This is a genomic window from Listeria rocourtiae subsp. hofi, from assembly GCF_963575615.1.
Lineage (GTDB): Bacteria > Bacillota > Bacilli > Lactobacillales > Listeriaceae > Listeria_A > Listeria_A hofi.
In genome coordinates, this window is record NZ_CAUYTL010000001.1 from 14,959 (window position 1) to 41,083 (window position 26,125).

Consider the following 26,125-nt stretch of genomic DNA (forward strand, 5'->3'; position numbering starts at 1 on the left):
TATATCCGTAGATAGCGTTTTATTTTGGCGAAGCTGTTTATATTATTTCCCCCAATTTTCAGGGTCTTTATTCCATTCTTTCAGCGTTGCCATGTCACCTTCTGATACATAACCTTCGTCCAAAGCTACTTCAAGTAATGCGTCATAATTGGTTAAGGCCGCTACTTCCACGTTAGCTGCACCGAGCAATATTTTTCCTTTTTCTAATCCGTATGTAAAAATAGCAGCGATTCCTAATACTTCACATCCTGCTTCACGCAAGGCTTCTACGGCTGTAATCGAGCTCCCGCCTGTTGAGATTAAATCTTCAATCACGACTACTTTTTGGCCTTTCACGATAGGACCTTCGATTTGGTTCCCTTTGCCATGTTCTTTTGCTTTGGAACGAACATAAACCATTGGTAAGTCCAGAATGTCGCTTGCCCATGCAGCGTGCGGAATGCCAGCTGTTGCTGTTCCTGCAAGCACTTCGACATCAGGAAATACGGCTTTTATTTTTTCTGCAAGTGCTCCAGCGACGAATTGACGTGTTTTTGGAAAACCTAATGTCAAGCGATTGTCGCAATAGATTGGTGATTTGATGCCAGACGCCCACGTGAATGGCTCGTTTGGCTGTAAAAATACGGCTTTTATTTTTAGTAATTGTTCAGCTACTTGTTTTTCGACTGTCATTTGTTCCACTCCTTCAAAATGGTTTCGTACGCTTGATATGGATTGCTTGCCTTCGTGATTGACCTGCCGACGACGATTGCTGTTGCACCAATTTCGCGAGCTTGATGTGGCGTTACGACACGTTTTTGATCATCTTTTGTGTCGGTTTCTAAGCGAATTCCCGGTGTGACACGTAAAAATTCAGGTCGAGTGATTTCTTTAATCTTGCCAGCTTCCAGAGCGGAACAGACGACACCATCGAGACCGGCTTCATTTGCGAGGTTACTGTAATGAAGCACCGAATCCATCAGGCTTGCTTGGATAAGCTGATCAGACTGCATCTCAGCTTCACTCGTACTCGTTAGTTGGGTAACGGCGATGAGGCGTGGGCGACGGGAAGAGCTAGAACCAATTTCTAAGCCTTCAAGTGCTGCCTCCATCATTGCGCGACCTCCTGCTGCATGCACGTTTACCATATCGACACCCATGCGAGCAAGCCCAATCATAGCACTTTTAACAGTGTTCGGAATGTCATGCAATTTTAGATCGAGAAAAATTTCGTGACCGTCATGTTTTAGACGTTCTACCAGGTGCGGACCTTCTAAGTAAAAAAGTTCCATACCTACTTTGACGGACAATGTATCCCCTTTTGGAAATTGTTTTAAAAATGCTTCGACTTGGGCATATGAGGCGAAATCGAGCGCGATTATTGGTTTTGTCATGCGTTTGTTCTCTCCTTTTTTAGATCGGCTAATGTTGTGATTCCTAGTTCGTCCATGCGAGCTGGCAAGGCATCAATTAAATTTGGGCAAATGTACGGTTCTGTAAAATTGAGCGTACCAACTGCGACAGCATCTGCGCCTGCGATTAGGAATTCGAGGACGTCATCTACTGTTTGGACGCCACCCATGCCGATGATTGGTATGTTGGAAACGGCGCGTACTTGATGGATGAGGCGAATTGCTACGGGTTTGATGGATGGGCCTGATAAGCCACCAGTTCCATTTGCCAGTATTGGTTTGCGCGTTTTAAGATCAAGACGCATGCCTAAAAGCGTGTTAATCATCGTAAGTCCGTCAGCGCCTGCTTCTTCAATCGCCTTCGCAATTGGGACGATATCTGTTACGTTTGGCGAAAGCTTGACGTAGATTGGAACACTTGCCACTGCTTTGACCGCCTTCGTGAGTTGGTAGGCTACTTCTGGATCTGTGCCAAATGCGATACCACCGTGCTTTACATTTGGACACGAGATGTTAAGTTCAATGGCCTTGACGTTTGGTGCATCACCAATTCGAGCGCAAACTTTGACGTAATCTTCTTCGGATGCTCCTGCTACGTTCGCGATAATCGGCGTATCAAATTGCTCTAGCCAAGGCATTTCGTTCGCCATGACATGATCAAGACCTGGATTTTGAAGGCCAATCGCGTTTAACATACCAGATGGCGTTTCTGCTACACGTGGCGTTGCATTGCCATAGCGCGGTTCTGGCGTCACTGCTTTTGCCATGATTGCACCAAGCAAGTTCAAATCATAGAATTTACTATATTCTTTACCGAATCCAAAACAACCGGACGCTGGCATGATTGGGTTTTTTAATGACAATCCTGGTATTTCAACAGCTAAACGGTTCATATGACTACCTCCCCTGCCCGAAAAACGGGGCCTTCATCGCATGCTTTAAAACTCTTCGTCGGATCGTCAGTACGCTGGCAAACGCAGGCATAGCAAGCTCCGACGCCGCACGCCATCCGTTCTTCGAGTGACAAGAAAGTTCGCTGATTCGCAAAACGTTCAGCTACAACGCGTAACATCGCAGTCGGTCCACAACTGTATACTGTATCTGGTACGAAATCAAGCGCATCGGTAATCGTTGTCACAAAACCTTGCACACCTTGCGTCCCATCTACCGTTGCGACAAAACAATCGCCTAATTCTCCCATTTCCTTTTCATAGAAAACATCTTTAGCCGAGCTAAAACCTAAGACAAACGTGACGGTGGAACCCTGTGCTACCAAATCTTTGCCAAGCTGATAAAGTGGCGGAACTCCGATGCCACCGCCGATTAATAGCGCGTGTTCACCAGGCTTCGTTTCTTGCGGCGCGAAACCATTACCAAGCGGTGCAATCACATCGATTGTATCCCCTGCTCCTAATTCCGCAAAACCCGCCGTCCCGTCACCATCCACGCGATACAATAGTGTGCATTGGTTCTGCGCTTTATCAATCCCACAAATACTAATCGGGCGTCGTAAAAGCAAATCTGCTCGCCGAGGTTTAAGTTGCATAAATTGTCCCGGATGCATCTCCGTCACAATATCCCCTTGTAAAACCAGCTCAAACACCCGATCCGCAATTAACTTTTGACTGACTACTTCCATCTTCGTTTGTCTCAACGTTCTCCACTCCGTTCTTTATACTGTTTCGATCACTCGCGCCGGCTCCATTGCTTCCATTTCGAATGACCGCGACTCTAACACACGCAAAATGGCTTCGGCTGTATCGAGCGACGTACAAACCGGCACACCGTTTTCAACCGATTCCCGGCGAATTTGGAAGCCATCACGCTCTGGTTGTTTTCCAGTCGTTAATGTGTTCACGACAAGCGTTACTTGCCCATTGCGAATGTAATCAATCAACGTTTCCTGGTTCTCGCCGATTTTCTTCACTTTTGAAACCGGAATGCCTTGCTCTTCTAAAACAAGCGCCGTTCCAGATGTAGCCATAATGGTGAAACCGATATTTTTAAAGCGTTTTGCAAGTGCAGTCGCCTCTACCTTATCACGATCCGCTACCGTCAATAACACCGTTCCGTAATCGAGCATTTTCACACCGCTTGCCACAAAACCTTTGTACAAGGCCTTTTCAAGCGTGCGATCTTTACCCATGACTTCTCCGGTTGACTTCATTTCAGGGCCAAGCGACGTGTCTACGCTACGCAATTTCGCAAACGAGAATACCGGTACTTTAACAAAAATCTCTTGTTTTTCCGGTGCTAAACCTTCTTTATAGCCAAGTTCTAGCAATGTTTTCCCTAAAATGACCTTCGTCGCCACATTCGCCATCGGAATATCCGTAATTTTGCTTAGGAAAGGTGCCGTTCGACTCGATCTTGGATTGACTTCAATGACGAAAACTTCCTCATCCGCAACAACGTATTGTATGTTCAGCATCCCGATGATGTTTAGACCTTTCGCAAGTCGCGTCGTGTAATCAACAATCAAATCTTTCACATGCTGCGATAAGCTTTGAGCCGGATAAACTGCAATCGAGTCCCCCGAATGGACGCCAGCTCGTTCGATATGTTCCATAATGCCTGGAATCACGACGTTCACACCGTCACTAATCGCATCCACTTCCACTTCCTGACCTTGCACGTAACGATCCACAAGCACCGGATGTTTCGGATTCACTTTTACTGCGTTATTCATATAGTAACGTAATGCTTCTTCTGATTCCACAATTTCCATCGCGCGACCACCGAGCACATACGAAGGGCGCACAAGCACAGGGTAGCCAATCATTGTTGCCACCGCAATGGCCTCATCGATTGACGTCGCTGTTTTCCCAGCCGGTTGCGGGATTTCAAGCTCCACCAGCGCCTTTTCAAATTTATCACGATTTTCAGCACGATCGATGTCCTCAAGTGATGTCCCGAGAATTTTTACTCCGCGTTCCGCCAAACCGTCCGCCAAATTGATTGCTGTCTGACCACCAAATTGTACGACAACGCCCATTGGCTTCTCAAGTTCGATTACGTGCATTACATCTTCTAGCGTCAACGGTTCAAAGTAAAGCTTATCTGAGATACTGAAATCTGTCGAAACTGTTTCTGGATTATTATTGATAATAATCGCTTCATATCCCGCTTGCTGAATCGCCCAAACCGAATGTACCGTCGCATAGTCAAACTCAACACCTTGCCCAATCCGAATCGGCCCAGAGCCAAGCACAATGACGCTTTCCTTTTCCGTACGTATCGATTCATTTTCCTCTTCGTAGCTACTGTAGAAATATGGTGTACTAGACTCGAATTCCGCCGCACATGTATCTACCATTTTATAAACAGGAATTATTCCCGCTTCTTTACGAATATCGTACACTTCAGAGGACATCATATTCCAAAGTTTTGCAATCGCTACATCACTGAACCCATTCCGTTTTGCCGCACGCAAGTTCTCCAAATCGCCAACATTCGCCGCAATTTCTGATTCCTGTTCAATAATTTTCGCCAATTTGTATAAGAAGAAGAAATCAATTTTCGTTTTTGCATGTAAATCCTCGATTGTCCAACCTTTGCGAAGCGCCGCAGCTATGAAGAATAACCGATCATCTTCTGGGAAACAAATTTTGCGTTCCAATTCTTCCAAACTCGCATTCTCCGCCTCATCCAAATACAGATGCGTAGCCCCAATCTCAAGCGACCGAACTGCCTTCAAAAGTGACTCCTCCAAATTACGTCCAATCGCCATGACCTCACCAGTCGCCTTCATTTGCGTCCCCAAACGACGATCCGCTTTTTCGAACTTATCAAAAGCAAAACGTGGAATCTTCGACACAACATAATCAAGCGCTGGTTCGAAATGCGCATACGTTGTTCCCGTCACCGGATTTTTCATCTCATCCAGCGTCAAGCCCACCGCAATTTTCGCAGCAAGTTTCGCAATCGGATAACCCGTTGCCTTCGAAGCGAGCGCCGATGAACGACTCACACGCGGGTTCACCTCAATCACATAATAATCGTAACTGTCCGGGTCAATCGCTAGCTGCACATTACAGCCACCCTCGATTTCCAGTGCACGGATAATTTTGAGCGACACATCACGAAGCATCTGGTATTCCCGATCTGAAAGCGTCTGACTTGGCGCGACAACGATGGAATCTCCTGTGTGAATACCAACTGGGTCAATATTTTCCATATTACAAACGACCATTGCATTATCATTCGCATCGCGCATCACTTCATACTCGACCTCTTTAAAACCAGCGATACTGCGCTCAAGCAAACATTGCGTCACGGGGCTTAGTTTCAAACCACTCGCCACAATCTCTACTAAGTCCGCATCGTTTAGGCAAATCCCACCACCTGAACCACCGAGCGTATAAGCCGGGCGCACAATAACCGGGTAACCAATTTTTGCAACAAAGTTTTTTGCCTCATCCAAACTATGAATAATATCGCTCTCAGGAACAGGCTCGCCAAGCTCATGCATCAAATCACGAAACGCCTCGCGATCTTCCGCTTTCTTGATTGCTACCAAATCCGTTCCTAAAACCTCCACACCACACTCATCTAAAATACCAGCTTCGGCAAGTTCCATCGCCATATTAAGTCCTGTTTGACCACCAAGCGTTGGCAAAATTGCATCTGGGCGTTCTTTCCGAATAATCCGTGATACAAAATCAAGCGTAATCGGCTCAATATAAACCTTATCGGCCATTTCCACATCCGTCATAATCGTCGCTGGATTCGAATTCACAAGTACAACCCGGTACCCTTCCTCTTTCAAACTCAGACACGCTTGTGTTCCCGCGTAGTCAAATTCCGCAGCTTGTCCGATGACAATAGGGCCAGAACCAATCACTAAAATAGTTTGAATATCTTCACGTTTAGGCATTTTGCTCCGCTCCCTCCTTCTCCATTATTGCTATAAATTGGTCAAACAAATAATTCACATCACTCGGTCCAGGATTTGCTTCTGGGTGATACTGCACTGTATAAGCCGGAAATTTCTTGTGTGCCAAGCCTTCCACCGTTCCATCGTTCAATTCCACATGCGTTACAACAATATCTTTATCCACAAGCGAATCGGCATCTACCGCATAGCCATGGTTTTGCGCTGTGAAATCAACACGTCCCGTTGCCAGTTCCTTTACAGGATGGTTCGCCCCGCGATGGCCGAATTTTAATTTAAACGTATCCGCCCCGTTTGCTAAAGCGAAGAGCTGGTGTCCTAGACAAATTCCGAACAGCGGCACTTTTCCTTGCAAACCACGAATCATTTCCATCGCTTCTGGCACATCTTTCGGGTCTCCCGGTCCATTCGAAAGCATCACGCCATCAGGATGCATAGCAAGAATTTCTTCTGCTGTCGTGTTATAGGGCACAACAGTAATATCACAATCACGACGATTCAACTCACGCATAATGCTACTTTTCACACCATAGTCTACAAGAACGACCCGTTTCCCCTCACCCGGATTCGTAAACGCCTTCGAACAAGAAACCTCGCGAACTTGATCGACTGGCAGACGCACAGAACGCAGATGATGCAACAACTCTTCACGATTCGCCTTTTCTGGAGCCAAAATCCCTTTTAGTGTTCCTTCCTGACGAATAATCTTTGTTAATTTACGCGTATCAATTCCGGCAATCCCTGGAATATCTTTTTCCTTCAAAAACTGATCTAGCGTCATTTGGTTCCGCCAATTTGACGCAAAATCGGCCGCCTCACGTACAACCACGCCTTTGACAGCTGGATGAATCGATTCAAAGTCGTCACGATTCACACCATAATTCCCAACAAGTGGATATGTAAACGTGATGATTTGTCCATAATAACTCGGATCGGTAATCGTCTCCTGATATCCCGTCATTCCCGTGTTGAAAACAACTTCCCCAATCGTTTCACGATCACTACCAATCGCCTCGCCGATAAAATAATTACCATCCTCCAGCATCAAAATCCGTTTTGTCATGCGTTATTCCACCCCTTCTTCAAAAACAAGCGTACCCTCAGCAAACGTCGCAACCGGCCAACCAGCGCAATCCCAACCAGTAAATGGTGTATTTCTACCCTTCGATGCAAAATTTTCTGGGTTAATCACGGCTTCTTTTTCCAAATCAATTACTGTCACGTCCGCAATACCTCCGATTTCCAATACACCATACGGAAGATTAAAGCACGCCGCTGGTTTTATCGTCATCCAATCCATCAATTGTTTGAGCGTCCATTCGCCCGTTTTTACAAATTGCGTGTAAAGTAGTGGGAATGCTGTCTCCAAGCCAACGATTCCAAACATCGCTTTCTCCATCGGCACATTCTTCTCTTCTGCCGAATGCGGGGCATGATCTGTTGCGATAAAATCAATTGTTCCATCAAGTAATCCTTCTAGTAATGCCGCATGATCTTCTTGCGCACGCAACGGCGGATTCATTTTCCAATTCCCATCGTTCTTCGGAATATTCGTCTCATTCAAAATCAAGTGATGTGGCGATACCTCTGCTGTAACACGAATTCCTGCACGTTTCGCATCACGAACCGCTCGAACCGATTCCTTTGTCGAAATGTGACAGACATGATAATGGCAATTCGCCGCTTCTGCAAGCAACACATCGCGTGCAATTTGAACAGATTCCGCAATATTAGGAATGCCCGCCAAGCCCTGCTCCTTCGCAAAAATCCCATCATGTACAACCCCGCCATACACCAATGAATCATCCTCACAATGCGCCACAATCGCCATGTCAAGCGCCGCAGCCTCCTTCATCGCCTCGTACATCGTGCCAGCCGTCTGAACCCCCACACCATCATCCGTAAAGGCAAATGCTCCAGCTTCCTTCAAAGCTGCAAAGTCTACTAACTCGTCACCTTTCAAGCTCGTTGTGATCGACGCGTATGGCAACACACGAACCGCGGCTGTCTCCTTAATCCGATCCACAACCTGCGTCATAACCTCCGCTGTATCCGGCACCGGTTTCGTATTTGGCATCGCACAAACCGTTGTGTACCCACCACGAGCCGCAGATGCCGTCCCTGTCGCAATCGTCTCCTTATGCTCCCCACCAGGTTCGCGTAAATGCACATGCACGTCTACTAATCCCGGCGCAATCAATTTTCCAGCTACATCGATGACACGTGCACCTTCACTTGCTTCAATCCCATCACCAATCGCCGTCACACGACCATCCTCAATCGCTACATCCTTCACTACTAAATCCCCAGTTTCCGTCAATACTTTTCCATTTTTCAATACGTACATGTCGTCACCCTCATTTCTTTATCTTGGCACACAGCCTCTAAAATCGCCATTCTAATATAAACACCATTTGTCATTTGTTCTACAATGCGTGATTTTTCGCACTCTACTAAACAATCTGCAATTTCCACGTCCCGATTCACTGGGCTAGGATGCATGATAATTGCGCGCTCCTTCATTTTTGCAGCCCGCGCCTCCGTCAAGCCATACTTTTCATGATAATCCGACTTCGTAAAACTAAGCAAGCCATCATGCCGTTCCTCCTGTACGCGCAACAACATAATCACATCCATTTGCTCTACCAAATCGTCCATAGCCATATAAGTCCCAAGCTCCGCGCAACTCTCACGCATCCATTCCGGTGGCCCAGCAAAAAACACCTCAGCACCTAATCGTTTCAGCGCCTGCATGTTCGAATTCGCCACACGACTATGCACGATATCCCCGACAATCGCGACCTTCAATCCTTTAAAGCCACCAAACTCTTCTTTAATCGTAAACAAATCCAGCAATGACTGGCTAGGATGCTGCCCACAACCATCGCCACCATTCACGACCGCAATACCTAATTTTCGAAGTGGTTCATAATAATTCTCATCCGAATGCCGGATAACCGCGACATCTACACCAATTGCTTGCATAGTCAATGCTGTATCATATAGCGTTTCCCCTTTTGTCACACTTGATTTAGATGGGTCGAAAGAAAGAACATCGATGCCAAGCTTCTTTTCAGCCATTTCAAAACTATTATGTGTTCGCGTACTCGCCTCAAAAAACATATTCACCGCATACATTTGCTTTTTCGGAGTCCAAATTTCCCCTTGCTTGAAGCGCCCTGCTTGCTCCAGTAACTCGCCAATTTCCGCTACAGAAAGTTCCTCCATCGACACTAAATCCTTCATTCGAACCGCCACCTTTTCTAAAAAATGAGATACTATTTATAGGAAAACCTCCAAAATTGCGTTTTTAGAGGTTTCGTAAGATGTTATTTATGTGCTGTTTTCTTTTCTGGTATGACAAGGTTTAAAATAATCCCAATAAGCGCCGCCATCGCCATTCCTGACAGTTGGAAAGAACCGATGTTAATCATCAAACCACCGATTCCGACAACAAGCACAACCGATGCGATGATCATATTGCGATTCTGGCTTAGATCCACACGACTCTCAATCATCATCCGCAAACCACTTGTTGCGATAACCCCAAACAACAGCAAGGAAATCCCACCAAGTACCGCAGTTGGCACCGATGTAATCACCGCATTAATGTAACCAATAAACCCGAACGCGATGGCAAGCACCGCCGCGCCGCCGATAACGAATACACTATACACTTTCGTAATCGCTAGCACCCCAATATTCTCTCCGTAAGTCGTAACAGGAGGTCCACCAATCAGCGAAGCAATAATTGAAGCCGTTCCATCCGCTGCAAGTGAACGATGTAATCCAGGATCTTTAAAAAAATTACGATTCGTAATCCTATTTAAAAGTAGCTGATGTCCCATATGCTCCGCCATCGTCACAAAAGCTAGCGGCGCCATTGAAAGCACAACCGTAAGCGTCACAACCGGATCCGTATTCGCAAATGGAATCGTGAAGTCGGGAATTTGGAAAAGACTCGCATTTTGAATCAATGTATAATCTACCAACCCAAAAGCCATGCTCACCAAGTACCCAATGACAAAGCCACAAAGTATCGGGATTAGTCCGAAAAAGCCTTTGAAAAACATCATCGCGATAATCGTTGCGACAAGCGTGATAAGGGCCACCGCCAAAATTTTATAATCATACGCGCCACCACCATTCGTCCCCATCGCCATCGCCGCAGCGCTTGGTGCTAGTGACAAACCAATAACCATGATAACCGGCCCAACCACGATTGGCGGTAATACCCGTTGAATCCATTCAATCCCTACATAATAAACGAGCAGCGCCACAATCGCGTATACGACACCGACCGAGAACGTACCAACCATTACCGCGCCAGGTCCGCCACCCGATTTCGCCGCAAGCAACATCGTTATCGGAGCTATAAACGCAAATGATGATCCTAAGTAAGCAGGAATTTTTCCCCGTGTAATAATTAAATAAGCCAGTGTTCCAAGGCCACTCGATATCAGCGCAACACTTGGATTCAAATGCGTCACAGTCGGCACAAATATTGTCGAGCCAAACATCGTGAACAGATGCTGGATGCTTAGTACAATCCATTTGTTCCATGTTGGTTTCTCGTGAATATCTAATACTGGTTTTACATAATGTTCCGATGTCGTTTCTTCTGTCATTTTACTCCCTCTTTCCGGTTCTAAGTCATAAAAAAATACCCCTTGCCAAATTGCGACAAAGAGCAGTTATGTACTGGATTAGGTAAGACCTATTTCCATTCATCACCCTTTATCAGCCTCTCTGGACTGCCCATTAAAAGTGTCTTCCAGCGTGTCGACAAACGCTCATTTTCGTCGTTATAGTCTGTGCGCCGGTGCTCACATACCTGAGTATGCTCCGCTCCAGTGCTCGACTTTGCCTAGAACCTAAGCGTTTGTCAACACGCTGTGGTTCGGCGAATAGTTTGCGAAAAGTGTTTTTCAACATTCTGGATTATCCTATTTAATTATCGTAACAGCATCTGCTGCGTGATCGACATCTGTCAAGCGTACCTCTACCCGTTCCCCACTTGATGTTGGAATGTTTTTACCAACAAAATCCGCTCGAATCGGTAGTTCCCGATGTCCTCGATCCGCCAAAACCGCCAATTGAATACCAGCCGGTCGTCCTACATCCATCAGCGCGTCCATTGCGGCACGCACCGTTCGGCCTGTATACAGCACATCATCAACTAGCACAACCTTTTTCCCATTAATATCAAAGGGCACATTCGTACCATTTAGTGACGGCTCTGAGGATTCATTTTTAAAAGTTAAATCGTCTCTGTAAAGCGTGATATCCACATCACCGACAGGAATTGTTACCTCTTCAATCTCCTTGATACGAGCTTGCAAACGGTTTGCTAGGAAAATACCTCGTGTTTTGATGCCAACAAGCGCCAAATCTTTCGTTCCCTTATTCCGCTCGATGATTTCGTAACTCACCCTCGTCAGCGCCCGTTTAATCGCCGCTTCATCCATCACAACAACCTCTTCTGGCATTTCTTCCCCTCCCATATCATTTAGACAAAATAAAAACCCTCCACCAAGAGTTCGGCAAAGGGTTCACGTCTAGAATTAAATTGGGCACAATAATCCCAATATCACGTCACCTTCTTAGCCTCTCTGGACTATGTTAAAGGACTGTTATTTAACTAGATTCAGTTTATCGTACTAGGTTCAGTTTGTCAACTAGTTTAATCAGGCTTTCTATAAAGCTCGAATCAGGTTAATTACAACTTTGGAAATAAGCTCCTTTTATCCTCTCAACGATTCCAAAGCTTCCTGAAAAATCACCGGTAATGGCGCCTCAAACTTCATTCGCTCTCCTGTTGTCGGATGTGTAAATCCAAGCTCGGAAGCATGTAAAAATTGCCCTTCACCTTTAATCGTGTTCTTCAATCCATATTTCGGATCACCAGCAAGTGGATGTCCAATATATTTCATGTGTACGCGAATCTGATGTGTCCGGCCAGTCTCTAAACGGCATTTGATTAACGTATAGCCATTAAACCTCTCTAACACTTCAAAATGCGTCCGTGATTCTTTTCCATCACTCACAATCCCCATTTTTTGACGATCTTCTTTAGAACGGCCAATTGGAGCATCAATTGTTCCTTTTTGGTGCTTAATCACGCCATGAACAAGCGCGGTATATTCTCGATCACTTGTTTTGTCATAGAGCTGTTCCGCCAAAGATTCATGCGCTTTATCATTTTTAGCAACCATCAAAAGGCCGGACGTATCTTTATCAATACGGTGCACGATGCCTGGCCGAATTTTTCCATTGATACCAGAAAGATCTTTGCAGTGAAAAAGCAAAGCATTAACAAGCGTTCCTGATGTATGGCCTGCAGATGGATGAACGACCATGCCCTGCGGTTTATTCACGACAAGTACGTCTGCGTCTTCATAATAAATATCGAGCGGAATATCCTCAGCCACGATATCAAGTTCCTCTGCTTCGCGAACGATATACGTGATTTCATCGCCTGTTTTGCATTTATAATTCGCTTTTGCTTTCTCGCCATTGACTAGAATTACATCGTCTTTTAGCAATGTTTGAATGCCTGAACGTGTCATCCCCAATAGTTCTGCAAGACCTTTGTCCAAACGTTCAAGATTTAGTTTTTCCGGAATAATTACGGTTTTTTGCGTCATTTTTTCGTTCCTTTCGATTTGCGATCATCCAAGAACACGTAGACAATGAGTAAAATCACGCCTATCGTCAAACTTGCATCCGCCACATTAAAAATTGGGAAGTAATAATTTCCCCAAATTGTTTGTACAAAATCAACCACTTCCTGATGGAGTATACGATCGATAAAATTCCCAATCGCGCCCCCTAGAACAAAGGCTAAACTTACACCTAAAAGCTTACTATTTTTCGCGTAACGTTGCATGAAATAAATCAGTACACCGATAACAACGAGCGTAATCAGATAGAAAAACCACATCTTACCCTCTAAAACACCCCACGCAGCACCAGAATTTCGATGCGATGTGATATTTAGAAAACTAGGAATGATTTCTACAACTTCCCTTAGGTCTAAATTTTGCACGATAAGCCATTTTGTAAACTGGTCAATCACGATAATAACAAGTGCGATTAGATAATAATAGATCACTACGATTCCTCTTTTCTTTGTTAAATATGTAATGAGATGAGTCCAGCACCCGTGCTAAACTCACCTCACACAAAATCATTGCAGTATAAATTGTAACAAAAATAGAGCCGCAATGATATACATAAGTATTGGCGTACGCGTGCGATTTTTTGCGAATAATTTCAAAATCGGATACGCGATAAATCCGACTGCAATTCCGTCGGCGATACTGTACGAGAATGGAATGATAACGACGATTAAGAGCGCTGAGAACGTATCGGCAGCATTTCCAAAATCCATTTCCTTGATTTCCTGCACCATCGACATACCAATTACAATTAAGATTGGAGCAATCGCGCTATTTGGAATGAACGAAATGTATGGCATCAACACAAGCGATGCTAAAAAGAACATACCAACCGTCACAGATGCAAGCCCAGTTCTGGCACCACTTCCAGTCATCGAGCCACTTTCTAATGCCGAAATCGTTGGGCTCGTTCCAAACAATCCAGATAAGAAAGCCGTGAAACTGCTTGCCTGCAAGACGCGTGGCAATTTTTCCGTCTGGTTTAATTGTTTCGTTTGACCAAACGTCAAGCCCACCGTTTCAAACACGAGTACCATTGTAAGCGAAAACACACTTGTCCAAAACGCTATTTGCCCGAAACCAGAGAAATCAGCTTGAAACAACACTTCTTTCCAAGGCGCCAAACTCATCGCGTCTTTTGAAACTTCACCATGAACCCCGAATAGAACACTAACAACCGTTCCAATAAGGATGCTCCATAAGAAAGCTCCCGGTACTTTACGAACGAGCAGAATCAATGTTAGCACCAGCGTAATAACCGTTGCAAGCACGAACGGATCATGCATGTTTCCAAACGCTAGAATCGCATGTTCCCCGCGCGTGACGATCGCTCCCTTTTCAAGACCAAGCAACACCAAAAATAGCCCTAAACCGACCGTAATCCCCTGCTTTAAAATAAGCGGAATCGTGTCGTTCAACTTTCTAGCTAACGGTGTGAATGCTAATATCATGAATAAGAAGCCACTGATGACAACAACGGCCAACGCTTGCTGCCAAGTCAATCCGAGCGTCTGCACGAAATTGTAGGCGAACAGCGCGTTAATTCCCATTCCTGGCATCAAAATAAGCGGTGCATTTGCCCAAAAACCCATCACTAAACAACCAACAACAGATATAAAAATTGTTGCAAGGATGGCCCCTTGGTATGGAACACCCGCCTCAGCCAAAATCGAACTATTGACAACAATAATGTAGACAACGGTGAAGAAACCTATCATCCCAGCTAAAAGTTCCGTTCGAACAGTCGTCCGATGTGCTTTCAACTGAAAGATTTTGTCCAATAATTTGTGCATCATAATTCCTCTTTATTCAATTATCCCTCTCCCAACCCGTAGAGTCTCGCCCCTACCACGAATCCTTATTATAACAGACACGAGCGAATTCGCATAGAGCTTTACTTTCTAACTAGAAAAAAGAGTACCGTGTTTTCGTGACGAGGCTCTGTTATCTGTGCTATAATCGGGTGTTGAAGGGTTTTCAAGAAAAGGGGGAACACCATTTTGGAACAAACATATACGCGCAGTGAGAAATGGCGCCAATTTTTAGTTATATTCACACCTGTCGTTATCTCGCAATTAATGCTGTTTTCGATGGCTTTAATCGATACGATGATGTCGGGGCATTACTCTAACGAAGCGCTCGCCGGGACTGCTATCGGGAACTCTCTATGGGGACCTTTTAATGCGAGTTTATCTGGGTTATTGATGGCCGTGACACCGATTATTGCGCAGTTAATAGGTCGCGGGGAGCATCACGATATCAAACGAACTGTGAACAATGGACTCTATATCGCAATTGGCTCGGCTGCCCTATTACTCGCGCTTAACTTTCTATTTGTGCCTTCGATATTGCACGCGATGGGCCTCGAACCTGCCGTTGCAGATATTGCAAAACATTTTCTAAATGGAATTTGTTTTGGGATACCGGCATTCTTTTTTTACTCTGTCTTGCGAGCATTTATTGACTCGCTTGGATTGACTCGAGTTACAATGATGATTACACTAATCACTGTTCCTGTAAATATTTTCTTGAACTATTTACTAATCTTCGGAAACTGGGGTTTTCCAGAAATGGGCGGCGCTGGGAGTGGCTATGCAACAGGAATTACATATTGGATTGTATTGCTCGTCACGATTATTCTAATTCAAAGTCAAAAAAGACTTCGCGATTTTCATATTTTCTCTGGATTCACTAAATTGGATTGGGGAAAAATCATAGAAATCATCAAACTTGGCATACCAAACGGCTTAACAATTCTTTTTGAAGTTAGTATTTTCTCAGCGGTAACTGTATTTATGGGGCGCTTTGGAACGGATACCATCGCGGCGCATCAGTCAGCAATCAGCGTACCAACCTTACTTTACGCATTTCCACTCAGTATCGCGGCTGCATTAACGATTTTAGTCGGATTTGAAACTGGTGCAAAGCGTATTGCTGATGCAAAGAAATATCGGCATATTGGCATGATTTCAGCAATCTCTATCGGCGTTTTGAATGGCGTGTTGCTACTAATATTCCGCGATGAAATTTCGTTGCTCTACACCTCCGATCCTAAACTTGCAGATTTGATTACTCACTTCTTGATTTATGCTGTTCTTTTCCAGTTTGCCGATGCCTTGCTATCGCCTGTACTCGGAGCATTACGTGGCTATAAAGATGTTATGGTGACCTCCATTGTCGCCTTCATCTCCTACTGGGTCATAGGGTTACCACTTGGACTCATCTTGTCCTACACAAACCTCGGCCCATTCGGATTCTGGATTGGACTTAGCGCAGGTTTATTTATTGCAGCGTTTATCCTGTCTATCCGCGTTCGATTTACAGAACGAAAATTAATGCTATTCTAAACTAGACATAACCAAAATAAATCAGCAACAAGCAAGATTCACATCCTACTCGAGAAAAAGGATTTGTGATATCTTGCTTTTTTTGTATGAAAACAAGTTTTGTCCCGGCCTCATCTAGTTTTTAGTTGTTATTTTTTAATCCGTCATGTATCTTATCGATGTTCCAATGCATCATGTCTAAATAGGAATCGCCTGTTTCACCGATTTTCGCAGTGGAATCTGTGAATAATTTAGCTGAAATAGGAACGTTCGTCTCGTTCGATACGCTCTCCATACTTCGCGGATCAACGCTTGTTTCTACAAACAGAACTGGTACTTTTTTCACTCGAATCGCCTCAATAATTTGCTTCATCTGATTTGGTGTCCCTTGATTTTCTGTGTTAATCTCCCATATATAAGCCGCATCCAGCCCATATGCTGCGCCAAAATATTTAAATGCGCCTTCACTCGTAACTAGTGTCTTATTCTCCAAATCGGCAAATTTCGTCTTCGCTTCTTTATCAAGCTTTTCCAATTTTCCAATATATTCTTCAGCTCGCACTTTATAATAATCCGCGTTTTCTGGATCTGTTTTCACCAGTGCATTCCTCGCATTTTCTGCATACTTGATGCCATTTTGCAAGTCCAGCCAAGCATGAGGATCCGTTTCACTTTCCTTCCCCTTTGACGTCAAAAATTTAGGCGACACACCTTCACTAAGCGATACGGCCTCCTTTTTTCCCGAAGAAGCCATCAATCTGTCAAACCAACCATTTCCTGTTTCCAGATTCAGACCATTATTAAATATCAAGTCCGCATCCGCCATTTTTTGCACATCTTTTGGCAACGGATCATATTCATGAGGGTCTGTTCCAATCGGCACAATACTATACAAGTCAATTTTATCCCCACCAATCTGGTTCACAATATCGTATAAAATCGAATACGTTGTCACCACTTGCAACTTCCCTGTATCCGCCTTCTTCTCACTCTCTCCACATGCAGAAATTAAAAATAGAGCAACACCAATAATACCTGCTAAAACTAATTTTTTCATGACTTCACCCTCCTTCTTCCAAAAATAAGTCCTTGTTTCGGCGAAAATAGAAAGACAATAATAAATAACCCCGTTGCAGCCAGTACGATTGATGCACCTGAAGCCAAATTATACATATAGCTAAAATAGAGACCGATAACCGCGCTCACCGCTCCAAAAACTGCTGCTAAAAACAGCATGATAGATAGGCGGTTCGTCAACAAATATGCCGTCGCAGCTGGTGTAATAAGCATTGCTACAACTAAGATAATCCCCACTGTTTGTAAAGATGCCACCGTCACTAACGTTAATAAAGTCATCAAAAAATAATGTAGCATCCGAACTTTTAAACCATAACTTTGTGCCATCGTAGGATCAAACGAACTAACCAACAGCTCCTTATAAAACAGCGCCACCAGTAAAATAACAAGCAATCCGATCCCGATTGTCATCCACATATCACTACTACGAACCGCCAACACATTCCCAAATAAAATGTGATACAAATCCGTCGAACTTTGCGCAAGCGAAATCATGATAATTCCGAATGCAAAAAATGAGCTAAAAACAATCCCAATTGCCGTATCATTTTTAATCCGACTGTTCTGATTCACAAAACCGATGCCGAGTGCCGCAACAATACCAAACGCTGTAGCACCTAAGAAAAAATTGATTCCCAACATATACGAAATCGCGACTCCTGGCAAAACAGCATGAGAAATCGCATCACCCATCAACGACATCCCCCGCAGAATAATAAAACTACCAATCACGCCAGAGACAACGCCAACAATAACCGACGTCAGCAATGCTTTTTGTAGAAACTCATACTGCATCAATCCATCTAAAAATAACATTAGTGATTCACCTCCCAGTCAAACCCTTGTCCGTATGTTCTTAAAATATTTTCTTTCGTAAATACTTTTTCTGTTTCACCGTGCGCCACTAATTTTTGATTTAATAAAATAACATTATCGAAATACCGTGCGACTTTATGGAAATCATGGTGCACCACGATTATTGTCTTCCCTTCATCTCTTAATTTTTTCAATACTTCGATAATAAATGCTTCACTCGTCATATCAATTCCAACAAACGGTTCGTCAAGCAGAAAAATAGTAGCTTGTTGTGCTAAGGCGCGTGCAATGAAAACACGTTGTAACTGCCCACCTGAAAGTTCACCGATTTGACGTTTTGCGAACTTCTCCATTTCAACTTTTGCTAAGGCTTTACGCGCGATTTCACGCTCTTTCTTTCTTGGCAGCTTGATAAGCCCTAGTTTCGGATAAGTGCCAATGAGTACCGTGTCTAGTACTGTGATTGGGAAAGTTAGATCTACACTGTTTCTTTGGGGAACGTAAGCGATTGTGCCACGCATATGCTCGATATCACTTTCTTCCCAAGTTACCGTGCCTGAATCACGAGGAAGCAAGCCGATGAGTCCTTTTAAGAGCGTCGATTTCCCTGCACCGTTTGGACCGATAATACCTGTCATCTTACCTTTTTCTATTTGTAAGGAAATATCCTCCACAACAAGTTTTTGACCGTATGCGATAGATAGATTTTTAATTTGCATTTATATCACCTTATTTCTCTCATCATAATATTAGATATAACTAACAATGTTTCCTTTGTACAACTTTTTAGTTATTATAGCCTATGTTGTTAAATTTGTAAAGAGTTACGCCATCCATACACTCCATGAAAAAAGAGCGGCCTCGATAAATGCCGCTCTTACTCTTTAATTTTCTGCTAACTTCTTCAACAATGCCTGAAACTGCTCGCGTTCTTCGTCTGTAAACACAGAGAAACGACGAACTATCATTTCCTTTTTCTTCTGTTCAATCGAAGCTACAAAATCCTTTGCTTCATCGGTCAGTTCTAAAACTACAATGCGACGGTCTACTTCTGAGCGGTGTCTTGTAATAAAGTTATTCGCCACTAAAGAGTCTGTAATCGCGGTGATGTGACTCGCTGAAACGTCTAGCTTCTTTGATAAATCAGTCGTACGATTAACACCACTCGAAATGAGACTCAGCACACGGAATTCGCCACCTGTTAATTTCCGATCTAAAATGTTATCTACCTCATGACGGAAACTATTAAAAACGCGCTTCACAGATGTTTCTATTTCAAGAAAATTATCCATGTCAAGCCCTCCTTACTTCAATTGTTCTTGCACTAATTCAACTGCTTTCTTCTCTTGCGGGTCATTGGCTTTTAACTCTTTTTGAATCGCTGTTATTAATGCATTCGTTGTCGCGCCGGTAACAATCCCGTCCACTTTAAGCTTACTTGCTTCTTGGAATGCCTTCACGCCTTCTGTTGTATCTGCATCAAACAGGCCATCTACTTTTCCAACATTATATTTAAGTGCAGCGAGCATGGTTTCGATTGTTTTCACATCGTCGCCAAAACTGCCTTCTTTATAAGTTTTAGACGCATCAGGAATCGCCATTGTCGCATAGGCTGGTAACTCTACTGCTACATTCGGTTTAATTCCCTTTTCATGAATCCATTCGCCGTCCGGAGTTAGCCATTTCGCGATTGTTAATTTCAATAACGAGCCATCGCTAAGTGGGAAAGCTGTTTGCACTGTCCCTTTTCCGAACGATTTCGCACCAACTAATTGAATACCACCTGATTCACGTGCTGCTGCCGCCAAAATTTCAGAGGCGCTTGCACTACCTTCATCAATTAGCATCGTAACTGGTACTTTTACTTTATACCCGTTATGCGCACTGCTATCAGCTTTAATTGATTGTTTCGAACCATCTTTTGCCTGTTCTTGAACGATAACTTTTCCATCAGGTAAGAACAAGCTCGCAATATCTACTGCTTGGTCCAGTAAACCACCTGGATTCCCACGTAAATCTACAACTAGCCCTTTCATTCCTTTAGATTCCATATCCTTCAATGCTTTTTCGAATTCACTGTACGTATTTTCTGAGAAAGTTGTAATTTGAATCGTTGCAATTTTATCAGCACCCATTTCTGCGTATACTGTCTCAATTGGAATTTCGTCACGAACAATTTTCACATCGAATGGTTTATCTGTACCAGGGCGCGAAATAGTAAGCGTCACACTTGTCCCTTTCTTTCCACGAATCTTCGTTGTTGCTTCGGTTGAGGAAATACCTTTAATCGATTTGCCGTCCACTTCAACAATTTTATCGTTAGGACGCAATCCCGCTGCTTCTGCTGGAGAATTTTTAATCGGCGATACAACAGTTATGTAGCCATCTCTCTCTTGAATCTCGACACCAATACCTGAAAAACTTGAAGAAATCGTATTATCAAATTCCTCTGCTTCCTTCGATGTCATAAATGAAGAATACGGGTCCCCAAGAGAAGCCACCATACCGTTTATTGCGCCTTCTATCATTTTATCAGTATTTACATCTTTAAAATATTTATTCTGGATATCATCGTACACCGTGTAAAGTTTCGTAAATTCCTTACGTTCAGGAATCGCCACTTTCACCTGCTTATCTCCGCCCACAGACATTACAAGCGCTGTTACCAAAGCCGTTGCAAATACACATCCGAATAACAGCATAACAAATGGGAATATTTTCATTTTAACGATACCTTTTTTCGCAGTCCCATCTTTCTTCTCTTCATTTTCTGACTCATTTGGATTTGTCGGTCCTTGTTCCATTCCTATGTTCACCACTTTCTCACTAAACAACCTAGTATGATATTTTTAACTTTCCTTTATTCTATCAGCTTTTACTCCGAAAGGGTAGCTTTTGTTGTTGTACGTATAAAAAAAGATGAGACTCCCATTTCCAGCTCGAAAGCCTTCAATGTTTGACTCATCTCTTTATCATTTAAATGGTGACCTCATAACCAGCCTCATCAACAGCTTCCTCGATGGCATCTTGTATGTTTTTTCCATCAATGTATGTCACTTCTGCGGTTCCAGCTTCAAGTGAAATGACAGCTTTTTCGACACCTTCCACAGATTCAATCGCCTCGCGAACTCGTTTTTCGCAATGCTCACAGCTCATGCCTTCAATTTCTACTACTAATTTAGCCATTCTGTCCACTCCTTCATTGCCTTATCTATATTTATTATACCCTACCCAGGTAATTATTGCACAGATAACGAGCGCTTTTCCTCCGATTCATGCCATTCCAGCAGTCCATAAATCGCATTAAAAAGGTAAATCGCATATTGTGTGGCGATAATCGGATTTTTCGTATAAATATTAAGCAAAATCACAAGCATGTTCATTATAATCCACAAATACCAATTAAAACTAAACCGCGCAATCATTAAAAATTGAGCCGTAACACCAAGCGCGAAAATAAAATTATTCAGCATTAGTTGGTATGGATCATTTGCAACACCAAGAATTCCCGTCAAATACATATTCACAAAAGAAGCTCCAATGATAAACAAAATAGCAATCCCAAAATGGCGTTCCATCAACTTTCTAGGTTCCAACGTTGCCTCTGCGTCTAAATGCTTTTTCCAAGTTACCAAGCCAAAAATGTGCGTCACAAAATAATACAAACTAGGTAATGCCGCCCCAACATTTCGCCCTAAAAAATTCCCACTCATTTCGCCAAACGCCGCCAGCATGCCAAAAATATTTCCACTATTCTTGCCTTTAGCTAGTAAAATAACACAAATCAAGCCACAAATTGCACCAACATACGATAATAGATATCGCCATTCAAAATTCACCAATGGGTTCGTTGCTAAGAACGCAATCGTAACAAGCAAAACACAAAGATAAGGATAAACTTTATTCCGACCGATTTTCATAACGACTGATTTCATCTGAATTCTCCTTTTTATCGTTCAATAATTGTTCCACAAGCTGGATACTTTCCAAATAACGCGCCTCATAATTTCCCGAAGTAATCGCCACGTAAGGAATTCCATTTTCCTTTAGCAATTTCTCCAATAAATCCTGAAACTCCTTGCGCTTAGCCTTACTTCCAAGGTGCCGCAGCCCATCATTCACCCACGGCGTATTGTTCTCAAGCAAAATAACTAAGTCAAATCGCTGCGTCTCAATCATAGCCTGCACAAACGGATGCTCCCGCCCTTCATACGTCATACAAAACGCTTGTGTCGTTACATAATCTGTATCAATAAACGCCACTTTATTCGCGTACTTCACTGCAAAATCAATATATTGCGCGTGACCAAGCGAGATTTTATCATAATCGGAAAATTGGAGAGCCTTCTCATTACCGCCAAGATGAGAAAAAACGTAATCCCGTCCATATTCCCAAGCACTCGTAGTATTAAACGTATTTGCCAGCTTATTTACAAGCGTTGATTTCCCACTCGATTCTCCGCCTAATATTGCCACTTTCCTCACAAAAAATGGTTTTACCTCTGTCGGAATATAATCCCAATAATGAAATGGCTCTTGCCTAATCTGTGTCGCACTAATATTCATAAACGAACGTTCTGCATCAATGACAACTGTATTGACACCAAGTAGCTCCTGATAACGAATCGCATCCTTTGGCTCACTCGAATAAATCGCATTCGCCTGAATATGATTATCTGCAAGCAATTTTTTCGCTCGAATCGCCCACTCATCCCAGCCATCCGGATATGGCGGAATACCATCTTCCGACAAATCGTGAATTTTAATGTTATCCTGGTATTTAAACGTCTGCAACAACCAACGCCAACGATCCTCCACGCTCGGTTGCTTCGTCATTGAACTTTTTTGAAAAAGCTCGAAATCACGTACATCATCGTGGCACAGAATGACATGAAGCTCATCTACTTGGCTCGCAGCTCGCTGAATTAAATAAATATGCCCCGTATGTAACGGATAAAACTTGCCAAAGACAACACCGATATTTTTTTCACGAGGGGGGTATTCTAAATGCAGCACTTCATGTAAAGCTTGCAGTTTCTGGGCGCTCGGTTCCTTGATTTTATTGTTAATAAGTTGGCTGAGGTAGCCTTTCGTAACACCAATTCGATCCGCAGCTTGTTGCAAAGTAAAGCCATTTTCTTTTAAAGCTAGTTTTAAATATGTATAGCGTTGCATGATTATCGCTCCTAACTCACTTTTGTTTATTATATTAAACAAAAATCTTATAAAAGTCAATAACACTTACAAAATCTTTTCAAAAACGCGTTATTGTGTATCCATAAAAAAAGCTTAGAAATCCATTTTCCAGATGATTTCTAAACTTTTTCTTGTTATTTCAACTTCAATCGTTTCAGGCGCAAGGCGTTTGCTACAACTGAAATCGAACTGCCAGCCATCGCTAATCCTGCCACCCAAGGGGCTAACAAACCAATCGCCGCTATCGGAATTCCTGCACAGTTATACGCTAATGCCCAGAAAAAATTTTGCCGTATATTCCGCATCGTTGCTCGACTTAATTGAATCGTTTGTGGAACGAGCGTCAATTGGTGCCCAACAAGCGTCACATCCCCCGTCTCAATGGCAATATCTGTTCCCGTTCCAATACTAATCCCAGTGTCTGCCGTCGCAAGCGCAGGTGCATCATTAATCCCATCGCCAACGAACGCCACCACTCGGCCTTGCTTTTGCAAATCAGCTACGAGGTCGCTCTTATCATTCGGTAGTTGTTCTGCGTAAACTTCATCAATCCCAAGCTCAGTCGCAATATTCTCAACAACAACGCTTTGGTCACCAGAAGCAATCGCCGTCTTAACTCCCAATTCATGAAGCCTTAAAATCGCTTCCTTAGCCTCTTTTCGCGGTGTATCCAACAATCCGAACGCACCGGCAAATACACCATCAATGCTCATCGCGACAATCGTTTGCCCAGATTCCATCCATTTTTGCATCGTGTCAACTGCTTCTTGCTGTATAGTGACAGATTGCGCGATAAAACGATACGAACCAAGCGACACTTTAGCATCGTTTAGCACGCCTACCATACCATGCCCTGCCTTTGCTCGAATTTTCTCCGCACGCACCTCTTCTATATCGCCTAAATAAACCAACACAGCTTTTGCAATCGGGTGTTCCGACTGAGCCTCCATTGCACCTGCACAACGCTTGAAATCTACGTGATTATCTAACATATTCGTCACACGTAATTTCCCTTCCGTAAGCGTTCCTGTTTTATCAAAAATAACCGTATCCACCTTCGCCGTCCGCTCTAAATGTTCGCCACCTTTAAAAAGAATACCGCTTTCCGCAGCTTTCCCAGTTCCCGACATAATCGCGGTCGGCGTTGCCAAACCAAGCGCACATGGACATGCAATCACAAGTACTGCAATCGCCACTTGTAACGACTGATCAAGTACGCCACCTGTTGCAATCATCCAAACCACGAATGTCACGAGCGCAATCCCTAGCACAATCGGCACAAAAATCCCTGAAATCCGATCTGCCAAACGCTGAATTGGCGCTTTCAAACCCTGCGCCTCTTCTACGAGCCGAATAATCGTCGAAAGCACTGTATCATCCATCCGTTTCGTTACCTTCGCCTGAAATGTCCCATCGAAATTCACCGTAGAACCAATCACCGCATCGCCCGCCTTTTTCTCCACAGGTACCGGTTCTCCCGAAATCATTGACTCATCAACACTTGTTTCTCCAGTCAAAACAACCGCATCAATCGGCACTTTTTCACCAGGACGCACTAAAATGACATCGCCGACCGCAAGCTCATCTACTGGTACCTTCCACTCCTTCTTGTCCCGCAACACAACAGCTTCCTTCGATTGAAGTTTAAGCAATCCCGCAATCGATTGCGTTGTTTTCGAGGTAGCATAACTCTCCAACAACTTCCCGAGCAAAATTAATGTGATCAATATCGCACTCGTCTCAAAATAATAATGCGCCTCTAAATTCGGATGAAACATTTGTCGCACATACTCCGCCACACTATAAAAATAAGCTGCTGATGTACCCAACGCTACAAGCACATCCATGTTCGCACTCTTGCCACGAAGCGCCTTATATGCCCCGTCATAAAAACGCCAACCAATATAAAACTGAATCACCGTTGCCAATATTAGCTGAACCGTCGGACTAATCACCGCATCGACTCCCATGGCAAATGGCGTATGATGTAAATATGGGATATGTGTCACCATGGTCAACAATAACGGGAATGCCAAAATGGCAGACAGCAAAAACCGTCGTACCTCACGTCTAAACTGCTTCTCCAATACCGCATCTTTTTCTTCTTTTGACATTTTCTCAGCCGCCTCATATCCCGCATGCTTCACAATATCAATCAATTGTTCTATTCCTATCTGCTCAGGATCATAATAAACCACTGCGCTCTCTGTCACCAAATTAACATTTGCTTGCTCCACGCCAACCGCCTTATTCAATGACTTCTCCACCCGTGTCGAACAAGCCGCGCATGTCATACCGAACACATTCAAATCTTGCCTCTTCGCTTCCATTTTAAAATACCCCCCACCTATCACGTTTTTGAGAACTGCCGGATTACTTTCAACAACTCATCCATCACTTCATCCGACTCGCCATTTTGCGCAGCGTCTACAACACAGTGCTTCGCGTGATGCTCCAAAACTTGTAAACCAACCTTCTTAAGCGCTGAATTAGCCGCTGAAATCTGGACTAAAATATCAACACAGTAACGATTCTCCTCCACCATCTGCGCGATTCCACGAACCTGTCCTTCCACACGCCGCAAACGATTCAACACCTGTTTTGTATCTTCATCTGAACGTGGCACAATCGGCTTATCATGACCCATCACCATCCAACTCCTCTCACAACTCTATGAAATCATTATACCTATAGGGGGTATTTAAGTCAATTAACTTGTTTCCATTCATCCATAAAAAAGGACCC

At 43.7% G+C, this 26,125-nt stretch carries 24 protein-coding genes; 1 reads left to right on the plus strand and 23 read right to left on the minus strand.

All coding sequences use genetic code 11. The annotated features are described in order from the left end of the window. Positions 1–42: 42 nt before the first annotated feature. From pyrE to R8925_RS00140, 13 genes are all read right to left on the minus strand, one after another. Complete coding sequence (pyrE, locus tag R8925_RS00080; RefSeq protein WP_430533906.1) at positions 43–672, minus strand: orotate phosphoribosyltransferase; 630 nt, start codon at positions 670–672, stop codon at positions 43–45. Then, complete coding sequence (pyrF, locus tag R8925_RS00085; protein ID WP_430533907.1) at positions 669–1,373, minus strand: orotidine-5'-phosphate decarboxylase; 705 nt, start codon at positions 1,371–1,373, stop codon at positions 669–671. The genes pyrE and pyrF overlap by 4 nt, the downstream gene beginning before the upstream one ends. Continuing rightward, positions 1,370–2,284, minus strand: a complete 915-nt coding sequence (locus tag R8925_RS00090) for a dihydroorotate dehydrogenase (protein ID WP_430533908.1) — start codon at positions 2,282–2,284, stop codon at positions 1,370–1,372. Before R8925_RS00090 ends, pyrF begins: the two co-directional genes overlap by 4 nt. Next, entirely contained in the window at positions 2,281–3,045 is a 765-nt protein-coding gene (locus R8925_RS00095) for a dihydroorotate dehydrogenase electron transfer subunit (RefSeq protein ID WP_430533909.1), read from the minus strand. The genes R8925_RS00090 and R8925_RS00095 overlap by 4 nt, the downstream gene beginning before the upstream one ends. A gap of 18 nt (positions 3,046–3,063) precedes the next feature. Continuing rightward, on the minus strand, positions 3,064–6,267 hold the full coding sequence (gene carB / locus R8925_RS00100; RefSeq protein ID WP_430533910.1) for a carbamoyl-phosphate synthase large subunit: 3,204 nt from the start codon (positions 6,265–6,267) through the stop codon (positions 3,064–3,066). Further along, a complete protein-coding gene (locus tag R8925_RS00105) occupies positions 6,260–7,348 on the minus strand; it encodes a carbamoyl phosphate synthase small subunit (protein ID WP_430533911.1) in 1,089 nt (362 codons plus the stop codon). The genes carB and R8925_RS00105 overlap by 8 nt, the downstream gene beginning before the upstream one ends. Before the next feature lie 3 nt (positions 7,349–7,351). Next, entirely contained in the window at positions 7,352–8,632 is a 1,281-nt protein-coding gene (locus tag R8925_RS00110) for a dihydroorotase (RefSeq protein ID WP_430533912.1), read from the minus strand. Beyond that, entirely contained in the window at positions 8,620–9,531 is a 912-nt protein-coding gene (locus tag R8925_RS00115; RefSeq protein WP_430533913.1) for an aspartate carbamoyltransferase catalytic subunit, read from the minus strand. Before R8925_RS00115 ends, R8925_RS00110 begins: the two co-directional genes overlap by 13 nt. A gap of 83 nt (positions 9,532–9,614) precedes the next feature. Then, a complete protein-coding gene (locus tag R8925_RS00120; RefSeq protein ID WP_430533914.1) occupies positions 9,615–10,913 on the minus strand; it encodes a solute carrier family 23 protein in 1,299 nt (432 codons plus the stop codon). Positions 10,914–11,231: 318 nt separating this feature from the next. Beyond that, the gene (gene pyrR / locus R8925_RS00125) at positions 11,232–11,774 is read right to left on the minus strand and encodes a bifunctional pyr operon transcriptional regulator/uracil phosphoribosyltransferase PyrR (RefSeq protein ID WP_430533915.1); all 543 of its coding nucleotides are present in this window, start codon (positions 11,772–11,774) and stop codon (positions 11,232–11,234) included. A 255-nt stretch (positions 11,775–12,029) separates the two neighbouring features. Continuing rightward, positions 12,030–12,932, minus strand: coding sequence for an RluA family pseudouridine synthase (locus R8925_RS00130; RefSeq protein WP_430533916.1), 903 nt, complete (start codon positions 12,930–12,932; stop codon positions 12,030–12,032). Further along, positions 12,929–13,396 (minus strand): signal peptidase II, encoded by a 468-nt coding sequence (gene lspA, locus R8925_RS00135; protein ID WP_430534134.1) that lies wholly within the window; start codon positions 13,394–13,396, stop codon positions 12,929–12,931. The genes R8925_RS00130 and lspA overlap by 4 nt, the downstream gene beginning before the upstream one ends. A 78-nt stretch (positions 13,397–13,474) precedes the next feature. Further along, positions 13,475–14,758 (minus strand): NCS2 family permease, encoded by a 1,284-nt coding sequence (locus R8925_RS00140; RefSeq protein WP_430533917.1) that lies wholly within the window; start codon positions 14,756–14,758, stop codon positions 13,475–13,477. A 207-nt stretch (positions 14,759–14,965) separates the two neighbouring features. Here R8925_RS00140 and R8925_RS00145 point away from each other — a divergent pair, with 207 nt between their 5' ends. Then, the gene (locus tag R8925_RS00145) at positions 14,966–16,312 is read left to right on the plus strand and encodes an MATE family efflux transporter (protein ID WP_430533918.1); all 1,347 of its coding nucleotides are present in this window, start codon (positions 14,966–14,968) and stop codon (positions 16,310–16,312) included. Positions 16,313–16,433: 121 nt separating this feature from the next. On the opposite strand, the gene R8925_RS00150 is transcribed toward R8925_RS00145, so the two are convergent. The 10 genes from R8925_RS00150 to R8925_RS00195 all read right to left on the minus strand — a co-directional run bounded on the left by R8925_RS00150 (position 16,434) and on the right by R8925_RS00195 (position 26,027). Continuing rightward, a complete protein-coding gene (locus tag R8925_RS00150) occupies positions 16,434–17,348 on the minus strand; it encodes a metal ABC transporter substrate-binding protein (protein ID WP_430533919.1) in 915 nt (304 codons plus the stop codon). After that, positions 17,345–18,184 (minus strand): metal ABC transporter permease, encoded by an 840-nt coding sequence (locus tag R8925_RS00155; RefSeq protein WP_430533920.1) that lies wholly within the window; start codon positions 18,182–18,184, stop codon positions 17,345–17,347. Before R8925_RS00155 ends, R8925_RS00150 begins: the two co-directional genes overlap by 4 nt. Then, positions 18,184–18,903, minus strand: a complete 720-nt coding sequence (locus tag R8925_RS00160) for a metal ABC transporter ATP-binding protein (protein WP_430533921.1) — start codon at positions 18,901–18,903, stop codon at positions 18,184–18,186. The genes R8925_RS00155 and R8925_RS00160 overlap by 1 nt, the downstream gene beginning before the upstream one ends. A 165-nt stretch (positions 18,904–19,068) precedes the next feature. After that, positions 19,069–19,476 (minus strand): MarR family winged helix-turn-helix transcriptional regulator, encoded by a 408-nt coding sequence (locus tag R8925_RS00165; RefSeq protein WP_430533922.1) that lies wholly within the window; start codon positions 19,474–19,476, stop codon positions 19,069–19,071. A gap of 12 nt (positions 19,477–19,488) precedes the next feature. After that, complete coding sequence (locus R8925_RS00170) at positions 19,489–20,988, minus strand: lmo1851 family serine protease (protein WP_430533923.1); 1,500 nt, start codon at positions 20,986–20,988, stop codon at positions 19,489–19,491. A gap of 172 nt (positions 20,989–21,160) precedes the next feature. Further along, positions 21,161–21,370, minus strand: a complete 210-nt coding sequence (locus tag R8925_RS00175; RefSeq protein ID WP_430533924.1) for a heavy-metal-associated domain-containing protein — start codon at positions 21,368–21,370, stop codon at positions 21,161–21,163. Between the two features lie 53 nt (positions 21,371–21,423). Beyond that, the gene (gene pnuC / locus R8925_RS00180) at positions 21,424–22,119 is read right to left on the minus strand and encodes a nicotinamide riboside transporter PnuC (RefSeq protein ID WP_430533925.1); all 696 of its coding nucleotides are present in this window, start codon (positions 22,117–22,119) and stop codon (positions 21,424–21,426) included. Continuing rightward, entirely contained in the window at positions 22,085–23,359 is a 1,275-nt protein-coding gene (nadR, locus tag R8925_RS00185; protein ID WP_430533926.1) for a multifunctional transcriptional regulator/nicotinamide-nucleotide adenylyltransferase/ribosylnicotinamide kinase NadR, read from the minus strand. The genes pnuC and nadR overlap by 35 nt, the downstream gene beginning before the upstream one ends. A gap of 155 nt (positions 23,360–23,514) precedes the next feature. Then, positions 23,515–25,710 (minus strand): heavy metal translocating P-type ATPase, encoded by a 2,196-nt coding sequence (locus R8925_RS00190; RefSeq protein ID WP_430533927.1) that lies wholly within the window; start codon positions 25,708–25,710, stop codon positions 23,515–23,517. A 20-nt stretch (positions 25,711–25,730) separates the two neighbouring features. Continuing rightward, positions 25,731–26,027, minus strand: coding sequence for a metal-sensing transcriptional repressor (locus R8925_RS00195; protein WP_430533928.1), 297 nt, complete (start codon positions 26,025–26,027; stop codon positions 25,731–25,733). Positions 26,028–26,125: the final 98 nt, after the last annotated feature.